The 23,071-nt window shown below is 66.6% G+C and carries 17 protein-coding genes; 8 read left to right on the top strand and 9 right to left on the bottom strand.

Annotated elements, in window-relative coordinates:
- Positions 1-20: 20 nt before the first annotated feature.
- From LL962_RS11860 to LL962_RS11850, 3 genes are all read left to right on the top strand, one after another.
- Entirely contained in the window at positions 21-284 is a 264-nt protein-coding gene (locus tag LL962_RS11860; protein ID WP_228317027.1) for an exodeoxyribonuclease VII small subunit, read from the top strand.
- A 1-nt stretch (position 285) separates the two neighbouring features.
- Entirely contained in the window at positions 286-1,161 is an 876-nt protein-coding gene (locus tag LL962_RS11855) for a polyprenyl synthetase family protein (protein WP_228317026.1), read from the top strand.
- Between the two features lie 426 nt (positions 1,162-1,587).
- The gene (locus tag LL962_RS11850) at positions 1,588-2,676 is read left to right on the top strand and encodes a M35 family metallo-endopeptidase (protein ID WP_228317025.1); all 1,089 of its coding nucleotides are present in this window, start codon (positions 1,588-1,590) and stop codon (positions 2,674-2,676) included.
- 69 nt (positions 2,677-2,745) lie between these two features.
- Here LL962_RS11850 and LL962_RS11845 read toward each other — a convergent pair whose 3' ends face one another.
- Together LL962_RS11845 and pmbA are read right to left on the bottom strand one after the other, a co-directional pair.
- Positions 2,746-3,135 carry a DUF4870 domain-containing protein gene (locus LL962_RS11845; RefSeq protein WP_104587388.1) on the bottom strand — a complete coding sequence of 130 codons (390 nt, stop codon included), beginning with the start codon at positions 3,133-3,135 and terminating at the stop codon, positions 2,746-2,748.
- Between the two features lie 353 nt (positions 3,136-3,488).
- Positions 3,489-4,856 (bottom strand): metalloprotease PmbA, encoded by a 1,368-nt coding sequence (gene pmbA / locus LL962_RS11840; protein WP_228317024.1) that lies wholly within the window; start codon positions 4,854-4,856, stop codon positions 3,489-3,491.
- 308 nt (positions 4,857-5,164) lie between these two features.
- On the opposite strand from pmbA, the gene yjgA reads away from it, so the two are divergent.
- A complete protein-coding gene (yjgA, locus tag LL962_RS11835) occupies positions 5,165-5,716 on the top strand; it encodes a ribosome biogenesis factor YjgA (RefSeq protein ID WP_228317023.1) in 552 nt (183 codons plus the stop codon).
- 122 nt (positions 5,717-5,838) lie between these two features.
- On the opposite strand, the gene tldD is transcribed toward yjgA, so the two are convergent.
- From tldD to LL962_RS11815, 4 genes are all read right to left on the bottom strand, one after another.
- Complete coding sequence (tldD, locus tag LL962_RS11830) at positions 5,839-7,284, bottom strand: metalloprotease TldD (RefSeq protein ID WP_228317022.1); 1,446 nt, start codon at positions 7,282-7,284, stop codon at positions 5,839-5,841.
- A gap of 120 nt (positions 7,285-7,404) precedes the next feature.
- Entirely contained in the window at positions 7,405-11,313 is a 3,909-nt protein-coding gene (locus LL962_RS11825) for a YhdP family protein (protein ID WP_228317021.1), read from the bottom strand.
- Between the two features lie 140 nt (positions 11,314-11,453).
- Complete coding sequence (rng, locus tag LL962_RS11820; RefSeq protein WP_104587384.1) at positions 11,454-12,953, bottom strand: ribonuclease G; 1,500 nt, start codon at positions 12,951-12,953, stop codon at positions 11,454-11,456.
- Positions 12,954-13,526, bottom strand: coding sequence for a Maf-like protein (locus LL962_RS11815; RefSeq protein WP_104587383.1), 573 nt, complete (start codon positions 13,524-13,526; stop codon positions 12,954-12,956).
- 129 nt (positions 13,527-13,655) lie between these two features.
- Here LL962_RS11815 and LL962_RS11810 point away from each other — a divergent pair, with 129 nt between their 5' ends.
- From LL962_RS11810 to LL962_RS11800, 3 genes are all read left to right on the top strand, one after another.
- Entirely contained in the window at positions 13,656-14,399 is a 744-nt protein-coding gene (locus LL962_RS11810; protein WP_228317020.1) for an SIMPL domain-containing protein, read from the top strand.
- 303 nt (positions 14,400-14,702) lie between these two features.
- Positions 14,703-17,813: a TonB-dependent receptor domain-containing protein gene (locus LL962_RS11805; protein WP_425509877.1), complete on the top strand. Its 3,111-nt coding sequence runs from the start codon at positions 14,703-14,705 to the stop codon at positions 17,811-17,813.
- 473 nt (positions 17,814-18,286) lie between these two features.
- Complete coding sequence (locus LL962_RS11800) at positions 18,287-18,961, top strand: TonB family protein (RefSeq protein ID WP_441004868.1); 675 nt, start codon at positions 18,287-18,289, stop codon at positions 18,959-18,961.
- Positions 18,962-19,092: 131 nt separating this feature from the next.
- Here the strand turns inward: LL962_RS11800 and rlmH are convergent, their stop codons facing one another.
- A complete protein-coding gene (gene rlmH / locus LL962_RS11795) occupies positions 19,093-19,563 on the bottom strand; it encodes a 23S rRNA (pseudouridine(1915)-N(3))-methyltransferase RlmH (protein ID WP_104587379.1) in 471 nt (156 codons plus the stop codon).
- A gap of 120 nt (positions 19,564-19,683) precedes the next feature.
- Between rlmH and LL962_RS11790 the strand changes: the two genes are divergently transcribed.
- On the top strand, positions 19,684-21,219 hold the full coding sequence (locus tag LL962_RS11790) for an alkaline phosphatase PhoX (protein ID WP_228317019.1): 1,536 nt from the start codon (positions 19,684-19,686) through the stop codon (positions 21,217-21,219).
- Between the two features lie 293 nt (positions 21,220-21,512).
- On the opposite strand, the gene LL962_RS11785 is transcribed toward LL962_RS11790, so the two are convergent.
- Both LL962_RS11785 and rsfS read right to left on the bottom strand, forming a co-directional pair.
- On the bottom strand, positions 21,513-22,637 hold the full coding sequence (locus LL962_RS11785; RefSeq protein WP_228317018.1) for a J domain-containing protein: 1,125 nt from the start codon (positions 22,635-22,637) through the stop codon (positions 21,513-21,515).
- 9 nt (positions 22,638-22,646) lie between these two features.
- Positions 22,647-23,057, bottom strand: a complete 411-nt coding sequence (gene rsfS, locus LL962_RS11780) for a ribosome silencing factor (RefSeq protein ID WP_104587376.1) — start codon at positions 23,055-23,057, stop codon at positions 22,647-22,649.
- Positions 23,058-23,071: the final 14 nt, after the last annotated feature.

Below are 23,071 nucleotides of genomic sequence, written 5' to 3'. Positions count from 1 at the left end.
GCGCCCCGCACACTTCCACGATGGCCAAGAAGTCCTTGAACGAAACCTCTCCGGTTGCCCGCTTCGAACAGTCGCTGGAAGAACTCGAGCAACTGGTGCAGAAGATGGAAGTCGGCGACCTGAGTCTGGAGCAGTCGCTCAGCGCCTACGAACGTGGCATCGGCCTGTACCGCGATTGCCAGCAGGCGCTGGAACAGGCCGAACTGCGGGTGCGTCTGTTGACCGACCCGGCGCGCCCCGAACTCGCCGAAGCCTTCGAACCGCCCGTGCCGGATGCCGGCTGAGGTGGGTTCGGCCCTGTTCGACCACTGGATCGCTCGCACCGAGCGCGGCCTCGACGCATGCCTGCCGGATGCCGCGCTGGCGCCGCAACGCCTGCACGCAGCGATGCGGCATGCCGTACTGGGCGGTGGCAAGCGCATGCGGCCGCTGCTGGTGTACGCCAGCGGCGCGCTGTTCGGCGCTGCCGACGACCTGCTCGATCTTCCGGCGGTGGCGGTGGAGCTGATCCACGCCTATTCGCTGGTGCACGACGACCTGCCGGCGATGGACGACGATGCCTTGCGACGTGGCCGGCCCACCGTACACATCGCCTTCGACGAAGCCACCGCCATCCTGGCCGGCGATGCGCTGCAGACCCGTGCCTTCGAGCTGTTGGCCGACTCGCAGGCGAGCGCCGACCTGCGCGTGGCCTGGTTGCACAGTCTGGCCGTTGCCGCAGGTGCTGGCGGCATGTGCGGCGGCCAGGCGCTGGACATCGACGCCACCGGCCAGTTGCAATCGCTGCACCACCTGCAGCGCATGCATGCACTCAAGACCGGCGCGTTGATCCGCGCCGCCGTCCGCATGGGCGCACTGGCCGGCGCTGCCGCGCCAGCGGATCTGCAACGCCTGGACGACTTCGCCGATGCCTTGGGCCTGGCGTTCCAGGTCCGCGACGACATCCTGGATGTGGAATCGAACTCGGCGCAGCTGGGCAAGACCGCAGGCAAGGACCGCGCGCAGGCCAAATCCACCTACCCTGCCCTGCTCGGCATGGAAGGCGCCAAGGCCAAGCTGGCCGAGTTGGCCGCGCGCATGCACGACGTCCTGCAGCCCTACGGCCAGCGGGCCGACACGTTGGCGACGCTGGGCCGGTTCGCGGTGGACCGCGCGCACTAGTGGACCGCGCGTACCACGCGCCAAGGCGCGTCTGGCACGCACTGCAATGCCCACTTGGCCGACATTCGCCATTCGGCGCGCGCACCTGCAATGACCATCGTGACTTGCCTCACTGCGCGTTCGCGCACTCCGTGCGCCAGCGCACGGTGCGCGGCTCCTGAGAACGCGCGCAACCCGCGCCGCTTGTCACAAAACGTAACTTTCACGGCCGCGCTTTGTGTCACGCGATGCCACGCGCGCCGATGCCATGCATGATCTGGCGCACGCTTTATTGCTGAATAATCAACGTCAGTAGCACGCCGACCCGCAACCGGCTCTATTAACTACTGAAGTATCGGTAATCGAAAGACTTGTCGCGTCTGCTCGCTCTGCCTAGGTTTGGTTCGCCCGCATTCGCGGGCATCCCCCGACCAAGGAGAGTCACTGGTGAAGAACGTTTTTCTCGCATCGTTTGCAGCAGGTACGCTGGCTGTCGTCGGCGTACTCGGTTCGGCGCAGGCTCAGTCCCTGCGCGGACCGGTTCCGTTGACCATCGAACTGGCACCGGTGGCCGACCAGGCCGGGCGGCATCAGGGCAGGATCGCCGTCACCGTGACCAACAACGGCAGCCAGGTCGCCCGCGTGCCGACCTATCAATTGCCGTTGAAGTCACTCGATAACGGCATTCTGGAGGTCAGTCGTGAGGGCGCTCCCGTGAACTTCACCGGGCGCCTGGTCAAGCGGGGTCTGCCCAAGGCCGCAGATTTCACCATTCTGCAGCCTGGCCAGAGCATCAAGGCAGAGGTGGATCTCGCCAGCGCCTACGATCTGTCCACCAGCGGCAACTACACCATCCAGGTGCGCTCGTCGCTGCAGTACGCCTCGCTGTCCGACGGCAGCCTGATGAAGGCCGCCAATGGCCAACCGGCCGTGGCGACCAGCACCCCGCTCACCGTCTGGCTGGATGGCGTCAACCGCGGCGTACAGCGTCAGATGACCATCGGCCCGACTGCCGTGGTCAACGGCATCAACTACCTCAACTGCAGCACCACCCGCACCAACCAGGCCGCCAGCGCCGTCACCGCGGCTCGCAACTACTCGCAGAACGCGCGCAACTACCTCAACGGCGGCAGTACCGGCGCGCGCTACACCACCTGGTTCGGCGCCTACAATGCGGCGCGCTATAGCCGGGTCAGCTCGAACTTCGTCAACATCGACAACGCGCTGGACCAGAACAACGGCCAGATCACCATCAACTGCGATTGCAACGACAGCGCGTTCGCCTACGTCTACGCCAATGCACCATACGAAATCTACGTCTGCAACGCGTTCTGGAGTGCGGCGACAACCGGTACCGACTCCAAGGCCGGGACCCTGGTGCACGAGATGAGCCACTTCACCGTGGTGGCCGGGACCCAGGATCGGGTCTACGGGCAGGCGGGCGCACGCAACCTGGCCCGCACCAACCCGGCCCAGGCCATCACCAACGCCGACAGCCACGAGTACTTCGCCGAGAACACCCCGGCACAGAACTGATCACGGCATCGCCTGAAACGACAAAGGCCCGGCATCGCTGCCGGGCCTTTGTCGTTGGCACCGCGCCGATTACTTGATCAGGCGCAGCGTGAACGGGTAACGGTAATGCTCGCCATTGTTGGCCTTGACCGCAGCCACGATGCAGAACACCACGCTGGCGATCCATACGAGCGTAGGCAGAAAGAACAACGCACCGAAGGTCACCGTGGCCAGGACCACCGCCACGATCATGGCCAGTGTCACCGTGATCTGGAAGTTCAACGCTTCCTTGGCCTGATCGGTGGCGAAGGGCTTGGAAGGACTGGCGTCCTTGCTGATCAACCAGACCACCAAGGCTCCGATGAAGTAGGTAAGCGTGCCCAGCAGGTGAGCGACCAGCGCCAGCGTACGCTCGGCGGGCGGTGCGCTGCTGCCGATCGGCGGCGGCGGCGGTGCGGCATGTGTATCGAATTCGCTCATCTGTCTCCCCAAACACGATTGTGGTGCGGCGGACTATAACAACGATTCATCCAGCGACCAGTGCGCAAAGCCATGGTGCCGGCGCAACTGATCAGGCCCGCTACCGGCAAGTCCTCGCCAGGGGCCCATCGGCACCGTGCGCCATCGCGACGGCATGAGGAAGGCGTGGATCGGCGCATCCGGGCACGGACCGTCCCATCGCAGCCGCGCGCCTACCGCGCCGCCACGGGCACTCGCGTGCAGGCATGTGTGTCGCCGCAACTGCGGCGACACGGGTACGCGGCCGCAGCACTCACCGTGCGGCGATAGCGAGCCCGTCGCGTCGGTTCGGAGCGACCCGACAGGAGCGTGGCTCAGCGATCGCCGGCCACGGTCATGCGGTTGACCAGCACCGAGCCGATCTTGACGTGCGAGCGCGCATCCACGTCGCTACCCACCGCTTCGATGCCGGCGAACATGTCGCGCAGGTTGCCGGCGATGGTCAGCCCGTCCACCGGATAGGCGATGGCACCGTTCTCGACCCAGAACCCGCCGGCGCCGCGCGAGTAATCGCCCGTGACCGGGTTGACGCCATTGCCCATCAATTCGGTGACCAGCAGACCGCGCGACATGCCCGCGATGATCGACGCAAGATCGCCCGCGTTGGCGGCAACCTGCAGGTTGTGCACGCCGCCGGCATTGGCGGTGGTCTGCAGGCCCAGCTTGCGCGCCGAGTAGCTGCCCAGCACGTAGCGCTGCAGTACGCCGTCGGTGATCAATGCCGAACGTCGGGTGGCCACGCCCTCGGCATCGAAGGCGGCCGAGCGCAGTCCACGCCGCAGATGCGGCAACTCCTCGATGTTGAACCAGTCGGGAAACAACCGGGTGCCGACGCTGTCGAGCAGGAAGCTGGCGCGTCGATACAGCGCGCCGCCGGAGACCGCGCCCAACAGATGCCCCACCAGCGAACGTGCCAGCTCCGGCGCGAACAGCACCGGCAATGGGCCGGTAGGCAGCGAACGCGGCTGCAACCGCGCCACGGTGCGCTCGGCGGCATGACGGCCGATTGCGTCGGGCGCCTCCAGGTCTTCGCGCGCCAGTGCGCTGCTGTACCAGCCATCGCGCTGCATGCCATCGCCGTGCCCGGCGATCAGCGCGCAGCTGATCGAATGGTGGGTACCGCGCTCGCGCCCGACAAAGCCATGCGAATTGGCGTACACCGACAGGCTGAGCCCGGTACTGGCCGAGGCGCCGTCGGAATTGCTGATGCGGGCGTCCGCCTCGCGGCCGGCGGTCTCGCAGGCCAGCGCAAGGTCCACTGCGGTATCGGCGTCCAGCGCCCACGGGTGCCAGCTGTCCAGTTCGGGGAAGTCGTGCGCCATCAGCTCCGGGTCGGCCAGGCCGGAAGCCGGATCGTCCTCGGTGTAACGCGCGATCGCGCAGGCCTGCGCCACGGTGGCCTCCAGGCTGGCATCCTGCAGGTCGGCGGTGCTGGCGCTGCCCTTGCGCTTGCCGAAGTACACCGTCACCGCAATGCCGCGGTCGCGGGTGGATTCGACCGTTTCCACCTCGCCCAGGCGCACATTGACGTCCAGGCCACGCTCTTCGCTGCAGCTCACCTCGGCCTGGGTGGCGCCGGCGGCACGGGCGCGCTCGAGCAGGCGCTGGGCGGTGTCGGTCAGCGCATCGAGGCGCTGCAGGCTGTCGTCGGTGGCACGGGTTTCGGGGGAGAGTGCGTTCAATGCTTTATCCTTTGGACGCGGATCCTTCCGCAAGAACCCGGCCATCCGTGGCCGGACTGTTGAATTGGGACGCGGATCCTTCCGCAAGAACCCGGCCCTCCATGGCCGGACTGTTGGATTGGGACGCGGATCCTTCCGCAAGAATCCGGCCCTCCGTGGCGGGACTGTTGAATTGGGACGCGGATCCTTCCGCAAGAACCCGGCCATCCGTGGCCGGACTGTTGAATTGGGACGCGGATCCTTCCGCAGGGAATCCGGCCATCGGTGGCCGGAGATTTTTATCAACCACGTTTCGGGATGTAGTGGCAATGCGCGGACGCGATGAAGAAACCGGTGAATTCCGCGGCGCCAGCCGCAGCCAGCAGCGGCGCGAAGCGCTCGAAGTTCTCGAGCTCGGCGAAAAGCTGGTTTCGCTGACCCCGGCGCAGCTGGCCAAACTGCCGGTGCCGGAAGCGCTGATCCCGCATATCGAGGAGAGCAAGCGCATCACCTCGCACATCGCGCACAAGCGGCAGCTGGCGTTTCTGGCCAAGCACATGCGCCGCGAGGACGACGAGACGCTGGCAGCCATCCGCGATGCGCTGGATGCCAATAGCGACACGGCGCGGCGCGAAGTTGCCGCTATGCATCGCGTCGAGCGTTGGCGCGAACGCTTGCTGGCCGAAGGCGATACGGCGCTGGCCGAACTGCTGGAAGCCTACCCGGCCGCAGACCGCCAGCAGCTGCGCCAGCTGGTGCGCAACGCGATCCACGAGCGCACCAAGAACAAGCCCCCGCGCGCCTACCGCGAGCTGTTCCAGGTACTGCGCGAGCTGGGTGAAAAGCCGGGACCCGGGACCGGGGACCCGGGACCCGTGTAAGGACAAGAGCGGGTCCGTTTCCCTCTCAGGCAGGCAAGCCACAGCCTTTGATTTTCCCGGGTCCCCGGTCCCGGGTCCCGGGTCCCGGTTCTCCGATCGCCGGTCCCGGCTCCCGACAAGCCTCACGCCTGCGTCCCGCCCACCGTGATGCCGTCGATCAGGAGTGATGGCTGGCCGACGCCGACCGGCACGCTCTGCCCGTCCTTGCCGCAGACGCCCACGCCCTCGTCCAGTGCCAGATCGTTGCCGATCATGCGCACCTTCTGCATGGTCTCCGGCCCGTTGCCGATCAGGGTGGCGCCCTTGACCGGCGCGGTCACCTTGCCGTCCTCGATCAGGTAGGCCTCGGTGGCCGAGAACACGTACTTTCCGCTGGTGATGTCGACCTGACCGCCACCGAAGTTCACCGCATAGATGCCCTTCTTGACCGAGCGGATCATCTCTTCGGGATCGTGCTGGCCGGCGCGCATGTAGGTATTGGTCATGCGCGGCATGGTCAGATGCGCGAACGATTCGCGACGGCCGTTGCCGGTAGGTGCCACGCCCATCAGGCGCGCGTTGTGGCTGTCCTGCATGTAACCCACCAGCACGCCATCCTCGATCAAGGTGGTGCACTGGCTGGGCGTGCCTTCGTCGTCGACGTTGAGCGAGCCACGGCGCCCGTCGAGCGTGCCATCGTCGACGATGGTCACCCCCGGCGAGGCCACGCGCTCGCCGATGCGTCCGGCATAGACGCTGGTGCCCTTGCGGTTGAAATCGCCTTCCAGCCCATGGCCGACCGCCTCATGCAACAACACGCCGGGCCAGCCCGGGCCGAGTACCACCGGCATCACGCCGGCTGGGGCCGGAATCGCCTCCAGGTTGACCAGCGCCTGGCGTAGCGCCTCGCGCGCAAAGCCCTCAGGGCGGCCGTCCGCGAACAGGTCGGCATAGCCGTAACGGCCGCCGCCGCCGGCGTAGCCGGACTCGCGGCGGCCATTGTGCTCGACGATGACCTGCACGTTCAGGCGCACCAGCGGGCGCACATCGGCTGCCAGCACGCCATCGCTGCGTGCGATCAGTACCGTGTCCACCCCGCCGGACAGGCTCACCATCACCTGTTTGACGCGCGAATCGGCGCCACGCAGGAACTGGTCGATGCGACGCAGCAACTCCACCTTGGTGGCGCTGTCCATGTCGTCGATCGGGTCGGTGGCCGGGTACAGCGCGCGGCCATTGCCACGCACCAGCGTGCGGCTGGCCTGCGCGCCGCCATCGCGCGAGATCGCGCGCGCCGATTGCGCCGCTTCCAGCAGCGTCTCGCGCTGGATATCGTCGGAGTACGCAAAGCCGGTCTTTTCGCCGGCGATCGCGCGCACGCCCACACCTTGTTCGATGGAGTGCGCACCGTCCTTGACAATGCCGTCTTCCACGCTCCAGCTCTCGCGCCGCGAGTGCTGGAAATACAGGTCGCCGAAGTCGATGCCCGGGCCCAGCAGGGCGCCGAAGGTGCGGTCCAGATGGCCGGCGTCCAGGCCGGAGGGAAGCAGCAGCCGGGTTTCGGCCAGAGTGAGAGCGTTGTCGGTCATGCGGTCAGGATGGGGCCCGCGCGCCGGGGAGACAAGTCGTGCGGCTGAATCGGCGGCGCGGCGATCACTGCGCGCGCGGTCCGTGCGCGCCGGCGGCCATGAGGCTGCGGCATGCGCGGGTCAGCGTGGTGGTGCGGCAGGTCTGCCGGTGGGCGCCGGCTTGCTCGGCGCACGCTCGCGTTCGCGCTCGCGCTCGACCACGTCCACCTGCGGGTCCTTCCATGGCCCGGTGACGTGGTAGGTCTTGGCACCGATCGCGCCCAGCGGCTTGCCCAGCACGGCATTGGCGGCCGCACCCACGGCCGCGCCCACCGGCCCGCCCGCCACCGCGCCGACCACGGCCAGCAGGTTGCCGGCCTTGGGATTGACGTCCACGGTCTGGTCGAAGGTCTGCGCGCGCAGATCGGTCTGGCCACGGATGGCGATATCGGCGGCCGGGCCGGCGATGCGGATCGCATCGGTCCGTGCGAAGCCGTCGCCGAAGCGCACCTCGCCGCCCAGTGTGTTGAACGCCAGGCCCTTGGAGAAAAAATCGCGGAAATCGAACATCAGCCGACGCGGCAGCTGCGCCACGCTGAGCAGCCCCAGCACACGGCCGGCGCCGGGTTCCACCTCGAGCAGCTGACCGTTACGGACATCGACCTTCAGATTGCCTTCCAGCGAGCCCAGCGCAAAACCGGTCGGCGAGCCCTGCCAGCCGGCATTGAGTTCCAGCTGCCCCTCGCCACCGCGCAACTGGCCGCCCAGGGTGAGGTTCTGCAGCAGGTTGCCCAGGTTGCGGCTATCCACCCGCGCCGACAGCCGCGTGCTGGCCGCCTCGCCCTTACCGCGCCAGGCCCCGGTCAGGCCGATGCTCTGATCGTTCGAACGCAGCTGCAATTGATCCACCTGCATGCCGTCGGTGAGCCGGCTGCTGCGCAGGGTGGCGGCCCCCAGGGTCATCTTGCCCACCTGCAGGTCGTCGATATCCAGCGCCAGTGGCGGGATCGACACCGGGTCGAAGTCGGCCACCGCACGCCGCGCCGGTTCCGGCAACGCACCGGCCAGCGGGTCGCCGGGCTCGGGCACCGCGGGCATCGGCGCCTCCGCCACCGGCTGCCAGTGGACGGTGGTGAGCTTGCCCTGCACCACCCCGCCCTCCAGATTGGGCACGCTGAGCTGGCCGGCCAGGGACGGGCCGTTCAGGGTCACCGCCACGGAATCGCGGGTCGGGCGCAGACGCAGCCGGGTCTGCGGGAACACCCCGCCGATCATCAGCAGCCTGTCGGCCTGCACGTCCACCTGCTGCAGCGGCAGGGCGTCCTTTTTCGGCGTTGCCGGCTGACCCGGCAGCGGCGGCATCTCCGGGTCGCTGCCGCTGCGCGCCAGGCCGATCCAGTCGATCGCATCCAGCGACGCCGTGCGGCCGGTCACCACCAAGCCGTTGGCGGGCGGGCGCTCGGTCACCGTATCGGTCCCCATCACCACGCGCACGCCGGTCTGCTCGCCCTGGCTGCTGGCCTTGAGTGCCACCAGCTTGCCGAAGGCCACGTCGATATCGCCGTCGCCGACCGGCAGGGCCACCTTGACCTGGGTGTCCAACGGCCGGGGCGCGGGTTTGTCCAGCGGCGCCGGCAGATCCAGCGTGGTGCCGACCAGATCCGAGCGCAGGGTCAGCAGCGCCTGCGCCTCGGACTGGCCTGGCGTCGGTAGCGGCACATCCACGCCCACCTGCCACGGCGCGCTGCCATGCACATAGGGGCGCAGCCATGCCATCTGCGGCGCGCGGTCGAACAGTTCCCTGGCATCCAGGGTGGCCTTGAGCCGCGCTTCGAATGCCTGCCCGGGATCCTCCACGAACGCGCCCGCACGCAACGCCAGCTCACCGCTGCGGCCCTGGTGCTGCACGCTCAACTGCTCGGCCGCAAAGCCGGTATCGCGGTAGGTGGCCTGCCCGCTGACCTGGTCGAAGGCCAGGTTCCAGCGTGCATCGGCCAGTCTGGCGCCCTGCAGTGCGACCGTACCCTGCAGGTGACCGCCCACGCCTTGCGTGCGCAGGGGGCGCAACAGATCGAAGCTCACCGCGGCCGGGCCGGAGACGCTGAGATTGCGCAAGGTGTCGCCATAGCGACGTTCCAACGGGCTCTGCCGCAACATGCCCAACAGTTGCGCGGCGTCGGCGCGGGTGGAGGCGCGCACGTAGAGCTCGGAGGTGGCGAAACTGGGGATGCCCGCCTCCATCTGGGCGATCGGGGTGCCAGCGAGGTCGCCCTGGCCCTGCAGCGAGAAGCCGTTGCCGATGAAGCTCAGGTCGGCCTGCACCTGTTGCATCGCCGGCCAGTCCGGCTGGAAGCGGATCACGCCATCGCGGATGTGGCCAAAGGCCTCGAAACGCCCGTCGTTGTTGTCGAACGGCCAGTCGTCCAGATCGCCGCTGACCAGGCCGGTGCCGCCAGTGACCACGCCGCCGGCCACCGCCATGTCCAGCCAGTCGATGGCCGCCTTGCTCATCTTCGAGCGGATCCAGAACTTGCGCGCCACCGGCAGCGCCACATCGTCGAGCTGCGCGGCCAGCTGCATGCGCGGGCGGCTGCCGTCGTTCTGGAACCACAGGCCCCCGCGCACGTTGGCGCCGTAGTCGCTGGCCTGCACGCGCAGGGCCGGGGTGGCGACCTGCCAGCCGGCGCCTTCGCGCCAGCCGACGATCTTGCCGGCCAGCCGGATCTGGTGCACCACGCCGAAGCCGGTCGGCCAATCGAAGCGCACCGTGGCATCGGCGGCGGTTTCCAGTTCGCCGCCCTGCGCATCGCCATCGACGCGACCGCGCAGGCCGCTGATGCCCGGCGCATTGCCGACCGGCAGGAAACCGAGGTCGTCGATGCGGCCCTGCGCGCGCACCGGGCCGCCCCGCTCGCCGGCGATCTGCAGGTCGGCGACCCGCAGCTGCGGCCTGGACAGGGTCAGCCAGCGCCGCAGGCCCGGCGACATCTGGTCGCTGAGGGCGGCGGCGGCGATCAGGCCGGACACATCCGCCTGCCGGGCGGTCACCGCATAGCGACGCCCACCGGCGATGCTCAGGCCGTCCAGCCGCTGCGGCGTCGCTGCATCGCCCAGCCGCAGCACCGGCACATCCAGCCGCCAACCGCCGTCGATGCTCTGCCAGCGCGCGCGCGCCTGCAGCCGTTCCCAGCGCAGCGTGCGTCGGGCGGTCTCGTCCGGCAAGGCGGCACCGGACAGTTGCAGTTGGGTGAGGTCGGTGTCCACGATCACCTCGGCAACGCGGCGTGCGCGCAGCCGTGCCCAGGCCTGCAGCCGGCCGCCGGCACCTTCGACACGCATGCCGCCGACCTGCAGCAACGGCGCCCATGCCGACAGATCGGCCGGATCGGCCTTCGCGTACGCATTGCCATCCCCGCTCTCGCGGTCGAATTGCAGCACCGCGGTCAGCGGTGCGTGCCCGAGATCGATCCAGCTGCGGCTGCCTACCTGCACGGTCGAACCGCTGACGCGCAGACGCAGGTCGATGCGCGGCAGCGTGGTCTCCACCCCGATCGACGGCGCCCGCACCTGCAGGCGCGCTTCGGCCACCTGGATCTCGCCCAGGCGACGTAGCGCCTCCAGCGGATCGGAGCCCTTGCCGCTCGGCAGCCCCTGCACCGACCAGACGCCGTCGTCGCTGCGCTGCAGGGTCAGCGCCAGCCCCCGCAGGCGCACTTCGGTCAACGAATGCCCCGGCAACAGACCCGCATACATCGCCAGCAGGATCTCCGCCTGCCCCACCCGCACCTCGCCATGATGCCCGATCCGCAGCCCGTCCAGCCGCAGCAGCGGACCGCGGCGTGTCCATTCGGTGTCCAGGCGATCGAAGGCGATCGGCTGCCCCGCGCGCTGGCTCAGCCAGTCGGCGACCTGCTGTGGCCGCTGTTCGGCCAGCGGCAACACCTGGCTGACCGCGCCCACCAGCAACGCGATCGCCACCACCGCCAGCGCGGTGGCAGTGATCGCATAGCGGCGGAACAGGCGGAGGCGACGGCGCAACGGGGTGGGCATCAGGGGCGGGGACTGGGCATTGGAGATTCGGGATTGGTTACAGCGTGTCCGAGCACGGTAACGTCAACGCTCCTGCTGGCCGCACATCATGGCGGCGCCGGCTTTTACAGATCCCGAATCCCGACTCCCCAATCCCGGCCTCACAGCAACACCACATCGAACTGCTCCTGCAGATACTGGTCGTCGGACTGGAAGCGGATGCTCTTGCCGAGGAACTCTTCGAGCTCGGCCACTGCCGCCGATTCCTCGTCGGTGATGCGCGCCACCACCTTGGACGAGGCGATCACCAGCAGCCGGGCGGCGTCGAACTGGCGCACTGCGCGGGTGATCTCGCGGAAGATCTCGTAGGTCACCGTCTCGGCGGTCTTGATGGTGCCGCGCCCGCCGCAGTGGCCGCAGGTTTCCGACAGCTGCCGCTCCAGGCTTTCGACCGTGCGCTTGCGGGTCATCTCTACCAGACCCAGCGGCGAGAACTCGTACACGGTGGTCTTGGCGTGGTCGCGCGCCAGCGCCTTTTCCAGGGTGCGCAGCACCTGGCGGCGATGCTCCGCATCGTCCATGTCGATGAAGTCGATGATGATGATGCCGCCCAGATTGCGCAGCCGCAGTTGCCGCGCCACCGCCTGCGCCGCTTCCAGGTTGGTACGGAACACGGTTTCTTCCAGATTGCGCTGCCCCACGAACGAGCCGGTATTGACGTCGATGGTGGTCATCGCCTCGGTCTGGTCGATCACCAGATAGCCGCCGGACTTCAGCGGCACCTGCTTGTTCAGTGCACGCCCGATCTCGTCCTCGACACCGTACAGGTCGAAGATCGGCCGGTCGCCGGTGTACAGCTCCAGGCGCTCGGCCAGCACCGGCATGTACTTGGCCACGAACGCCTGCAACTGCACGAAGGTCTCGTTGGAATCGACCTTGACCTTTTCCACGTCGCGGCGGATCAGGTCGCGCACCGCACGCAGCGGCAGGCTCAGGTCTTCGTAGATGATGCTGCACGGCTGGCCTTCGCGGCCGCGTCGCTCGACCACGTTCCAGACCCGCGACAGATAGGCGATGTCCTCGGCCAGCGCCTCGGCCGGCTGGCCCTCGGCATTGGTGCGGATGATGTAGCCGAAGCCGCCGTGCTGGGCCGAGACCTCGCTGACGATGGTCTTCAGGCGCAACCGCTCCGCCTCGTCCTCGATCCGCGCCGAAACCCCCACGACCTTGGACTGCGGCAGCAGCACCAGATAGCGCGATGGGATGCTGATCTGGGTGGTCAGGCGCGCACCCTTGGTGCCGATCGGATCCTTGACCACCTGCACCACGATGTCCTGGCCATCGCGCAACAGTTCGACAATGGGCACCGACGTCGCCGGCGGTGGCGGGAGCGGGGTTTCCTCGGTGTCGACCACGCTTGCCGGTGCCGGCACCGGCCGCACCACGTCGTTGGCGTGCAGGAACGCAGCCCGCTCCAGCCCCACTTCGACGAAGGCCGCCTGCATGCCCGGCATCACCCGCTGCACCTTGCCCTTGTAGATGTTGCCGACCACGCCCCGGCGCCAGCCGCGCTCGATATGCAGTTCCTGCAGCATGCCGTTCTCGATCACCGCCACGCGAGTCTCGCGCGGGGTGACGTTGACCAAAATCTCTTCCGACATCTAATGCGCTCCGAAGGCTGTGAGCAACTGCGAGGTGTGAAACAACGGCAATCCCATCACGCCGGAGTAGCTACCGGACAGATGGGTGATGAAGCCTTCCGCACGGCCCTGGATCGCGTACGCGCCGGCCTTGCCCATCGGCTCGCCACAGGCCGCGTATGCAGCGATCTGCGCGTCGTCCAGCATGGCGAAGGTCACCTCCGACACCACCAACGCCTGCGCCGGGGCGCGCTGTGCGCAGACTAGGACCACCGCCGTGAGTACCTGGTGGGTGCGCCCGGACAACATGCGCAGCATGGCGATCGCATCGTCCACATCGGCCGGCTTGCCGAACACCCGATCGCCCAGCACCACTTCGGTATCGGAGCCCAGCACGATCGCATCGGGGTCGCGGGCCTGCACCTGCGCAAGGCCGAAACGCGCCTTGTCCAGCGCCACGCGCTGCACATACTGGTCAGGCGATTCGCCCGGCGCGCGCAGCTCGGGCACGTCCAGTTCCAGGGTATGGAAAGGCACGTCGAGACGCTGCAGGAGTTCTTGTCGGCGTGGCGAACGGGAGGCGAGATAGAGCATCCGCCCAGCATACCTGTTGCCCGCGCTCGCCCGCTCGCTTCGCGGACGCGCAGCGCGGCCGGCCCGGGTCCGACTCACAACATGTTCATCGATGCCCCAACACGCTCGTGACACAGACAAGGAGATCCCATGCGTACCACCCTCAAGCCATTGCTACTGGCTCTGTCCCTCGCCGCCGGAACCGCCATGACCGCCCACGCCCAACCTGCGCCGAGCTACGCCCTTCCCAACGACGGCACCCTGCTCAACGTCTCGGCCGAGGCCGAGGCCAAGCGCGTGCCGGACATCGCCACGCTGTCCGCGGGCGTGGTCACCCAGGCCGCCGACGGCAACGCCGCCATGCGCCAGAACGCCGAGCAGATGAGCAAGGTCATGAGCGCGGTGAAGGCCGCCGGCATTGCCGACAAGGATGTGCAGACCAGTGGCATCAACCTCAGCCCGCAGTACACCTACAAGGAAAACGAAGCGCCGAAGATCAACGGCTACCAGGCCAGCAACACCGTCAGCCTGAAGGTGCGCGACATCGCCAAGCTGGGCAAGGTGCTCGACGCCCTGGTCGCCAACGGCGCCAACGACATCAACGACATCAACGGCCCCAGCTTCTCGATCGACCAGCCCGAACCGGTGTATGACGAAGCCCGCACCGCCGCGCTGAAGAAGGCCCAGGCCCGCGCCGAGACCTATGCCAAGTCGCTGGGCCTGAAGGTGCGCCGCATCGTGAGCATCTCCGAGGGGCGCAGCGGTGGCGGCGCCCGCCCGATGATGATGGCCGCCTCGATGCGCTCGGCCAAGGCCGAAATGGATACGCCGGTAGCCCCAGGCGAGAGCACCTTGTCGATCAACCTGGATGTGACGTTCGAATTGGGACGTTGAGGCGGTTGGCAACACGCTCGAAGATGTCGTGACCTTGCTCGAACTGCCCTCTTCTGAGGGCAGTTTCGTTAGTGTGGCTTGGCAAGCGGCCTCCTGCGCCAACGAGCCGACCAGATACTGAAAGGCAGGTAACCTACAAGTGCCCTAAGTCACGAATAGATATTATGAATAGGCAGTTATTGGCTTTTGTGCTTAAAAAAACATGAAATTTAGAGAAATCATTCTTTAAGCAGGCTCTGCCTCTCTCTAGGATCGATTGTCAGCGCACCGTCACATTTCGTAACGGCGCCCATCTGGAGAGAGATGATGATTGCCCACCCGGTTTCGTTACGTTGTTCTCGACCGCCTTCGCGTTCACGCCTGGCGCGGATCAGTGTGCTTGCACTTGCGCTCGGTGGAGCGGTGGGGGTCCTGACTATTGGCCCTGCAGCGGCGCAGAGCACCACTGCCGGCATCTATGGAAACGCGCCCGGCAACAGCGGAGCCACCGTGACCGCACAGAGCGATACCGGCTTCACCCGCTCAGCCACGGTCGACGCCAATGGACGTTACGCGATCGGCAATCTCCCGGTCGGCACCTACACCGTCACCCTGCAACGGGAAGGCCAGGCAGCGGAGACGCGTCGGAACATCGCCCTGCGCGTAGGCGCCGGCACCGACGTGTCCTTCGGCGGTAGCGACGCATCCGGCGATACCGCCACCCTGGGCACCATCACGGTGACCGGCAAGAACATCTCGCCAGTGGATGTCTCCGCCACCGCTTCGCGTACCGTGATCACCGCCGAGCAATTGCAGCGCCTGCCGCTGGCACGTTCCGGCGAGGCCATCGCCCTGCTGTCGCCCGGTGCCGTACAAGGCAGCGGCTATTTCGGCAATGCCATTTCGTTCGGCGGCGCCGGCGTCACCGAAAACGCTTACTACCTCAATGGCTACCTCAGCTCCAATCCGCTTTCCAATATCGGCGGCGTGACCCTTCCGTTCGGCGCCATCGATCAACAGGAGACCTACACCGGCGGATATAGCGCTCGGTATGGCCGCTCTGCAGGCGGCGTGCTCAGCCAGGTCGGCAAGCGTGGCACCAACGAATGGCATTTCGGCGCACAGGTCCTGTGGCGCCCGAAGTCGCTATCCAGTGAGTACAAGAATGTCTTCTATCCGGATACCGCCCCACCTGCCGGCTACGAATACAGCGATGAAAGCCTGCCCGGCACTCTTTACCGTAGTCGAAAGGACGACACTTTTTGGAACACGGTCTACAGCGTCTATGGCGGCGGCCCGCTGATCGAGGATCGCCTGTTCGTGTTCGTTGCCGCAGAGCAGGAACGCAGCGAAGGCGTTTCCACTGCACGCCGGGACGATCCGGTGATCGGCCGCAACAGCTACCGCATCGATGAACCGAAGGTCTACGCCAAGATCGACTGGAACATCAATGACAGCAATATCCTCGAACTGACCGGGGTCAAGAACAATTACCGCGAGGCCGGTGCTTACAGCGATTTCACTGGCTATGCGGGCGTCCCAGGCGAGGCCAATGGCGCATTCGCCGATACGATCAAGGTCAACGACCGCTATTACATCGGCAAGTACACCAGCTACATCACCGACGATCTGACCCTGAGCGCCACCTACGGCAAGAGCCGTCAGACCGACTTCCGCAACAACCCCAGTACCGCACCGCTGCTGACCAATACCAATCTGCAGGATCCGGCAATCACCGGTGGTAGCGAGATCCGCAACAACCAGACCTCCAGCCAGGCCCGCGACGGCGAAAACTCCACCCGTGGCCTGCGCATCGACCTCGAATACGTTCTGGGCAGCCACACGCTGACTGCGGGCGTAGACAACATGTATTTCAATGCCAACAACGAAGGAGTGATCACCACCGGCCCCGGCTATCGCTGGATCTACGGTCGCTCCTCCCGTCCGACCTCGCCCATCAGCGCATCGCTGGGAGTGGGTCCGGCCGGCGGCAACGGGTATTACGTCTATCAATCGGTGTTCAACACCGCGACCAGCATGTCTGTGCAGCAGAAAGCCTATTTTCTCGAAGACAAGTGGCAAGTCAGCGATACCTTGCTGCTGACACTCGGCATCCGCAACGACAAGTTCACCAATTTCAACGATGTCGGCGCCCCTTATGTCACCAGCGGCGACCAGTGGGCTCCGCGCCTGGGAGTGAGCTGGGACGTGTTCGGCGACTCCTCGCTCAAAGTCTATGGCAACGCGGGCCGTTACTATCTGGCGCTTCCCAATAGCGTGGCGATCCGCGGCGCATCGCCGTCCACGTTCACGCGCGAGTACTTCACCTATTCCGGCATCGATGCGCAGGGCAACCCGACCGGACTGACGCCAGTGGCAGTGGATCCCAGCGCGGGGTTCTCGTGTTCGGGCAACATCGTCTCTTCCAACCTCGAGTGCGGTCAGGCACCCGACGCAGCGGGTATCGCCGCCACCGACCTGAAGTCGATGTACCAGGACGAGTTCATGCTCGGCTTCGACAAGACACTGGGCGAAAGCTGGGTCACTGGCGCCAAGGCCACCTATCGCACCCTGGGCACCACCATCGACGACGTCTGCGACGCCGACCGGATGCGTACCAAGTTGACCGCGATCGGGGTGGATCCCAGCACCGTCAACGTGCCCGGCTGCATCATCTTCAATCCCGGCGAAACAAACTCCTTCAGCCTGGCCAACCTCAGTGGGTCCGGCCGCACCGCGGTCTCGATGTCGCCGTCGGACTGGGGATTCGACAAGAAGGCCAAGCGCACCTATCTGGCGGTGGATCTTTTCCTGCAACACCCGTTCGATGGCAAGTGGGAAGGCCGCATCGACTACACCTGGTCGCGCAACTTCGGCAATACCGAAGGCCAGGTCAAGTCCGATATCGGCCAGACCGATGTTTCCAAGACACAGGATTGGGATGCGGCCGCATTGATGTGGTATTCGGGCGGCTACCTGGCCAACGATCGTCGGCACCAGATCAAGATCTACGGCTCGTACCAGATCGCCCCCGAATGGTTGCTCGCCGGCAATATCCGCGTGTTGTCCGGCACACCGAAGTCCTGCCTGGGCTATGTCAGCATCAACGGCATCAGCGAAGATTCCGATGCCGGCGATCCGGTGGGCTACGGTTCGGCGTACCACACCTGCAACGGCCGGCCTTCGCGTCCAGGAGATGCCGGGCGCCTTCCCTGGACCAGGATCGTCGACCTGGGCCTGACCTATCGCCCTGCCTTCGCGGGCAACAAGCTCGCCATGACCCTGCAGGCCTTCAACATCTTCAACGAGCGCAAGCCGCTGCAGGTTGATTCCACCTGGGAAGACGACGCCTTCACGTTGTCCAATACCTACGATATCGGCCGCTTCTTCACCCAGCCGCGCTACGCCATGTTCTCGGTGTCGTACGACTACTGACGCCCTCTCCCGTCAGCGTCGCTTGCCCAGCCCTGCAACGGGCTGGGCTTTTTCTGGACGGCTACCGGCGTTGCACCGCATCTGTCAGCAGGCACGAGGGGGATTGAGGCAGAGCAGCGCTTACGCGCACGGGATCGCCGACCGTCGACTCATCGACTGCCGAACTGCCGAACTGCCGAACTGCCGGAGCTAGTCGGGAATCGTCATCGGCAGGCAATGCGTCGTGCGCCCGGTGCGTGCATTGACCAAGCCGGTACATCAATCGGCGCGCGCGAAGGCTTGCGCCTGTCACGACGCCTGGGCATGCGTGATGGGGCAGCCGAATTCGCTCCCGTCGGAGACCTGGCCTCCGCGCATCCAAGGCCACGCGAATCGCTTGTACAGCTGCCCCGGCTGCGGTAAACCTACGCTACCGGATGGTGTAACGCGTCCGGGCCGCGTTGGTCCTTTCCGCAGTTCCGTTCTGGAGGTGGATGATGGTTCGCACGCAATCGCAGGTTTCCTTCCGTCCCACAGGCATCGACGCTTCGCGCGTTCTGGCGATGAGTACCGCAGTGGCCCTGCATCTGCTGGCCGGTGGCTTGTTGCTGATTCCCTTGTCGTATCGGGCGGTTCCACAGCCCGCGCCGGAACCGCGCTGGATCATGCCGATCACCCTCCAGACCCCGCCGGCGCCACCCAAGGTGATTCCGATCGACGTGGAGTTCACTCCGAAGACGCAGGTGCCCCCCAAGCCGGTCGCCGTGCAGGTGCAAACCCCTGTCGACAGCGAGGCGCCGGTGGTGGACAGCGCGACAGTCGCAATTCCCGCTGCGGCCGATCCGGTGGCCGAGACTGCGCCGGTTGCAGCAACGCCCAGCAGCGGCCCGGTCGAGGCGGGTCAATTGCAGTACCTGAGCTCGCCTGCACCGAGTTATCCGGCAGCCGCCTTGCGCGCAGGCCAGCAAGGCACCGTGCTGCTGCGCGTACTGGTCGGCACCGATGGACGGCCAACCGAGGTGAGTGTGCAGACCAGCAGCGGGCATCGTGTGCTCGACCTGGCGGCACGCAGCCAGGTGCTGCGCAATTGGCGCTTCCAGCCCGCGATGCAGAACGGTCAGGCCGTGCAGGCCTATGGTCTGGTGCCGGTGAGCTTCTCATTGCATTGAGCCGCAACCGGCTGCGGCGGCTTGCAGTTGCGGCCGCCGCATCGGCACAACTGCGCACAGGCGTCGCCCGTGCGCACCATCCGCCGAGCAATCACGCGGCGCCGCGCCCCCAGACGGCATCGCGCGCGTAGCTAGGCGCGGTGATACGGATGATTGGCCAGCATCGCGGCGGCGCGGTACAGCTGCTCGGCCACGACCAGTCGTACCAGCATGTGCGGAAGGGTCAACGGACCGAGCGACCAGCTTTCGCCGGCGCTCTTCAGCACATCGGCTGCATGGCCTTCCGGGCCGCCGATCAGAAACGCCAGGTCGCGCCCCTGGCCGCGCCAGTGCTCCATGCGCTGGGCCAGCTGTTCGGAACTGAGCGGGCGGCCCGGCACATCCAGCGCCACGACGTATGCATTCTTCGGCAGCGCCGCCAGCACGCGGCGGCCTTCGTCGTCGATGGCGCGTTGCGCATCGCGCCCCTTACCGCGCAGGCCGGGCTCGATCTCGATCAGCTCCAGCGGCATCCAGTGCGAGAGACGTTTCTGGTATTCGGCGAACCCCTGCGCCACCCAGGCCGGTGCGCGTTCGCCGGTGGCGATCAATCGGCATTTCATCGCTACATGATATCCGCGTCACAGCCTGGGCATCGCGCGAAGGTGTGTCGTCGCGTGTCATGGCGTGGTTACAGGCGGCAATTAGTGTCGCTCGACCACCCAGCCCGCAGGAGTCGTTCGATGCCGATTTTCGATCCCGCCCGCCGCCAGGTCCTCAAGGGAAGCGCTGCCGTCATGGCTGCCGGCGCCCTTGGCAGCCTGAGCGCCTTGCAGTCGCGCCAGGCCCTGGCCGCCACCTCGCCGTCGCTGCGCCTGGCGCCGGTGCCCAGCCGCTACGGCCCGTTGGCACCGGTGGCCGACCAGAGCACCGGCCTGCCGTTGTTGCAGTTGCCACGCGGATTCAGCTACCGCTCGTTCGGCTGGAGCGGCGACCGCATGGACGACGGCCAGCCCTGCCCCGACCGTCACGACGGCATGGCCGTGGTCGGCCTGCGCCGACCCGACTGGCGCCCCGGCAGCAACCCGTTGCGCGGCCTGGAGTACGTGTTGATCCGCAATCACGAGCGCGGCGCCGGCAACCCGTTCCGAGCGCCGGCAATGTACGACACCGGCATCGTCAGCGGCACCCAGCAAGCCGGTGGCGGCACCACCACGCTGAGTTACGGCCGGCGCGGCTGGGGCAGCCTGGAGCCCAGTCTCGGTGGCACGCTGGTCAACTGTGCCGGCGGTCCGACTCCCTGGGGCACCTGGCTGAGCTGCGAAGAGATCAAGACCAACGCGGTCTCCAGCACCGGCCGCAAGCACGGCTACGTGTTCGAAGTGGACCCGGATAGCCATCGCACCACCGGCCGGCCGCTGGTGGGCCTGGGCCGCTTCAGCCATGAGGCGGTGGCGATCGACCCGCGCACCGGCATCGTCTATCTCACCGAAGACGACCGCAACAAGTCGGGCCTGTACCGCTTCATCCCCAACGATCGCCGCGGCCGCAACGGCTCGCTGGAAAACGGTGGACGGCTGCAGGCCGCGCGTGTGCGTGGGCGACGCAACGCGGACCTGACCGTGGCCGGCATCGGCCAGCAGTTCCAGCTGGAGTGGGTGGATATCGCAGAACCCGATCTGGACGGCATCGCCGCACCGGCAGGTTTCCCCGATATCGGTGCCAACGACACCTTGAGCGGCCCGTTCGCCCAGGCCTGGGCCGATGGCGCGCTGCGCATGAGCCGTGGCGAAGGCATCTGGTACAGCTACGGCAAGCTGTTCATCGTCGACACCAGCACCGGGATGGATGCGCAGGGCCGGCGTGGCTACGGCAATGGTGCGGTGTGGGTGCTGGACCTGTTCACCCAACGCCTGAGCGCGCTGTTCGTCAGTGGCAATCAGCTGGCCGCGCACAACCCGGACAACGTCACCGTCAGCGCGCGCGGCGGCGTGGTGCTGTGCGAAGACGGTGGCGAAAGCCCGGACGAATACGGCCCCGGCGCGCGTCTGCTCGGCCTGACCCGCAACGGCGAGTCGTTCTACCTGGCCAAGAACAACGTGCAGCTCACCTCGCAGCAGATCGCCGACGCCGGCAAGAACATCACCGAGGGCGACTACCGCGACACCGAGTTCTGCGGTGCCTGCTGGGACCCGCTGGCGCGTACCTTGTTCGTCAACATTCAGACCCCGGGCATCACCCTGGCGATCACCGGGCCGTGGGAACGCGGGCCGCTGTGATGCAGGGGCCACTGTCTGGAGGCATGCTCTTCAGGCGGTGGCCGCAGTGGTAGCGGCGCGATCGGGCGATCGCGCCGCGCGTGCAGTCCTCGACGGCCGAATGCCTCGGCCACGCGCCCTCGTACGCATCCAAGGGATGGCGCGACGGCGAGTCAGGCAGCGCGACTCCCGCCGATGACTGCGTTACGGACGTGCGCGACGCTGCAGTCCGGAGCCATCACGGCATGGACGCGTAAAACGTCATCGCCCGCCGTCTGCTATCCGTCCGTGGACGCAGCGGTGCGCCGCCGCGTTCAGCCGAACCGAAAACTGGTGCGCTGCAGTTTGAGCCAACGTTTGATCGACTGCGCATCGCCCAGCGCACGCATCTGGCGCAATACCTGCTGCAGCTCGCTCACATCATCGACCACGTCGCGCTTGCAGTGCGTCAGCAGCCTGTCCAGTTGCTCGGGCCTGGGTTGCGTCGGCAGGTCGAGTCCGTACTCGTCGCAGAACTCGATCGCATGCAGGGTCAGTTGCTGTCTGAGCTCCTTGCACTGACGATCCAGCTCGCGGTTGTAGTCCTGCAAACGCACTGGATTGATCGCATCCACGCCCTGCGCATCCAGCAGACCGATCTCTGCCTGCAGTTCGAGCAGGCCAAGCAGATCGCTCGCCTTGTAGGCGGCATTGAGGCGCTGCATGAGTTCGGTGCGGGTGGCGTGATCGCCTGCGTCGCTGGCGCGATCCGGGTGCAGGTTGCTGGCCAGTTTCCGATACAGCTCGCGCAACGGGGGCGGCTCTGCCGGCACGGCCGCAGTCTTCTTGTCCGGGCGGCGACGACGGTGCTGCCGGGATTGCGCGCGCGCGGACTCGGCATCGGCCTGTGCCTGGTCCAGGCGTGCATTGATCCGCTCGAAGAGTTCCTCTGGCGAATCGACCGCCTCCACTTCCTCGGGGTCCAGCCCATACATCTGACCGATGACGTGTTTCATCATCGCGTCGGATTCGCTCATTTCCTCGTCGTAACCGATCTCGCTGTGGCGTTCATAGATCGGTTTGAGCGCAACATGACCGTCGTCGATCAGCGGCCCGGCCAGATCGCAGATCTCGTCCGACACGAACTCGCGGTCGGTTTTGCTCAGCTTCACCGTGGCGGCGATGTTGTCCAGCAGATGGATCTGTTCGATCTCCAGCGCTCGGTGCTGATCCAGCAACGGCACGACTTCGTCCAGATACCGTGCCCGCCAACGGTCGACCGCTTCGCGCCAGGCATGCAGCTGCGCACGATGCTTCTGCAGATCGCGCAGCAGCCGGTCGAAGCGCTTGCGCGCGGGCGAGATGTCCTGGCCACCCGCAGCGCCTGGCACCTGGCTCAGGGACTGCAATGCACTGGAGATGGACGCTTGGGACGAGGATGCAGGGGACTTGCGAGACATGCTCGGCGGTTACTCGGAACCGGCGACGTCATCGTCCTCGGGCCGCTGGTCGCCCACGGTCCACAACCGCTCCAGTGCATAGAACTCGCGCACACGCGGCAGCATCACATGCACCACGACATCGCCCAGGTCCACCAGGACCCATTCGGCTTCGCGCTCGCCTTCCACGCCCAGCGGCATCACGTCCAGACGCTTGGCGAACTTGACCACTTCGTCTGCGATCGACTTGACGTGGCGGGTGGAGGTACCGGAGGCGATCACCATGTAGTCGCAGACGCTGGACTTGCCGCGCACGTCGATCTCGACCACGTCCTTGGCTTTGAGCTCTTCCACGGCCGCGCGCACGGTGGCCAACAGCGCCGGCACGGACGGCGGCGGATTGGGAATGGAGGTCTTGATGACGTGGGCTTGACTGGTCAAAGCGGCAACTCGAT

It is taken from the genome of Xanthomonas sp. NCPPB 1067, from assembly GCF_020783795.1.
Taxonomy (GTDB): domain Bacteria; phylum Pseudomonadota; class Gammaproteobacteria; order Xanthomonadales; family Xanthomonadaceae; genus Xanthomonas; species Xanthomonas melonis.
The sequence above is the reverse complement of the archived record's forward strand: the minus strand, read 5'-3'. Positions and strand labels throughout refer to the sequence as shown.

What these genes read in the sequence shown, in the direction of transcription:
- LL962_RS11860 (WP_228317027.1), top strand. Translation starts at nt 21, where the DNA reads ATGGCCAAGAAGTCCTTGAACGAAACCTCTCCGGTTGCCCGCTTCGAA.
- LL962_RS11845 (WP_104587388.1), bottom strand. Translation starts at nt 3,135, where the DNA reads ATGAGCGAATTCGATACACATGCCGCACCGCCGCCGCCGCCGATCGGC.
- yjgA (WP_228317023.1), top strand. Translation starts at nt 5,165, where the DNA reads ATGCGCGGACGCGATGAAGAAACCGGTGAATTCCGCGGCGCCAGCCGC.
- tldD (WP_228317022.1), bottom strand. Translation starts at nt 7,284, where the DNA reads ATGACCGACAACGCTCTCACTCTGGCCGAAACCCGGCTGCTGCTTCCC.
- LL962_RS11825 (WP_228317021.1), bottom strand. Translation starts at nt 11,313, where the DNA reads ATGCCCACCCCGTTGCGCCGTCGCCTCCGCCTGTTCCGCCGCTATGCG.
- rng (WP_104587384.1), bottom strand. Translation starts at nt 12,953, where the DNA reads ATGTCGGAAGAGATTTTGGTCAACGTCACCCCGCGCGAGACTCGCGTG.
- LL962_RS11815 (WP_104587383.1), bottom strand. Translation starts at nt 13,526, where the DNA reads ATGCTCTATCTCGCCTCCCGTTCGCCACGCCGACAAGAACTCCTGCAG.
- LL962_RS11810 (WP_228317020.1), top strand. Translation starts at nt 13,656, where the DNA reads ATGCGTACCACCCTCAAGCCATTGCTACTGGCTCTGTCCCTCGCCGCC.
- LL962_RS11805 (WP_425509877.1), top strand. Translation starts at nt 14,703, where the DNA reads ATGATGATTGCCCACCCGGTTTCGTTACGTTGTTCTCGACCGCCTTCG.
- LL962_RS11800 (WP_441004868.1), top strand. Translation starts at nt 18,287, where the DNA reads ATGATGGTTCGCACGCAATCGCAGGTTTCCTTCCGTCCCACAGGCATC.
- rlmH (WP_104587379.1), bottom strand. Translation starts at nt 19,563, where the DNA reads ATGAAATGCCGATTGATCGCCACCGGCGAACGCGCACCGGCCTGGGTG.
- LL962_RS11790 (WP_228317019.1), top strand. Translation starts at nt 19,684, where the DNA reads ATGCCGATTTTCGATCCCGCCCGCCGCCAGGTCCTCAAGGGAAGCGCT.
- LL962_RS11785 (WP_228317018.1), bottom strand. Translation starts at nt 22,637, where the DNA reads ATGTCTCGCAAGTCCCCTGCATCCTCGTCCCAAGCGTCCATCTCCAGT.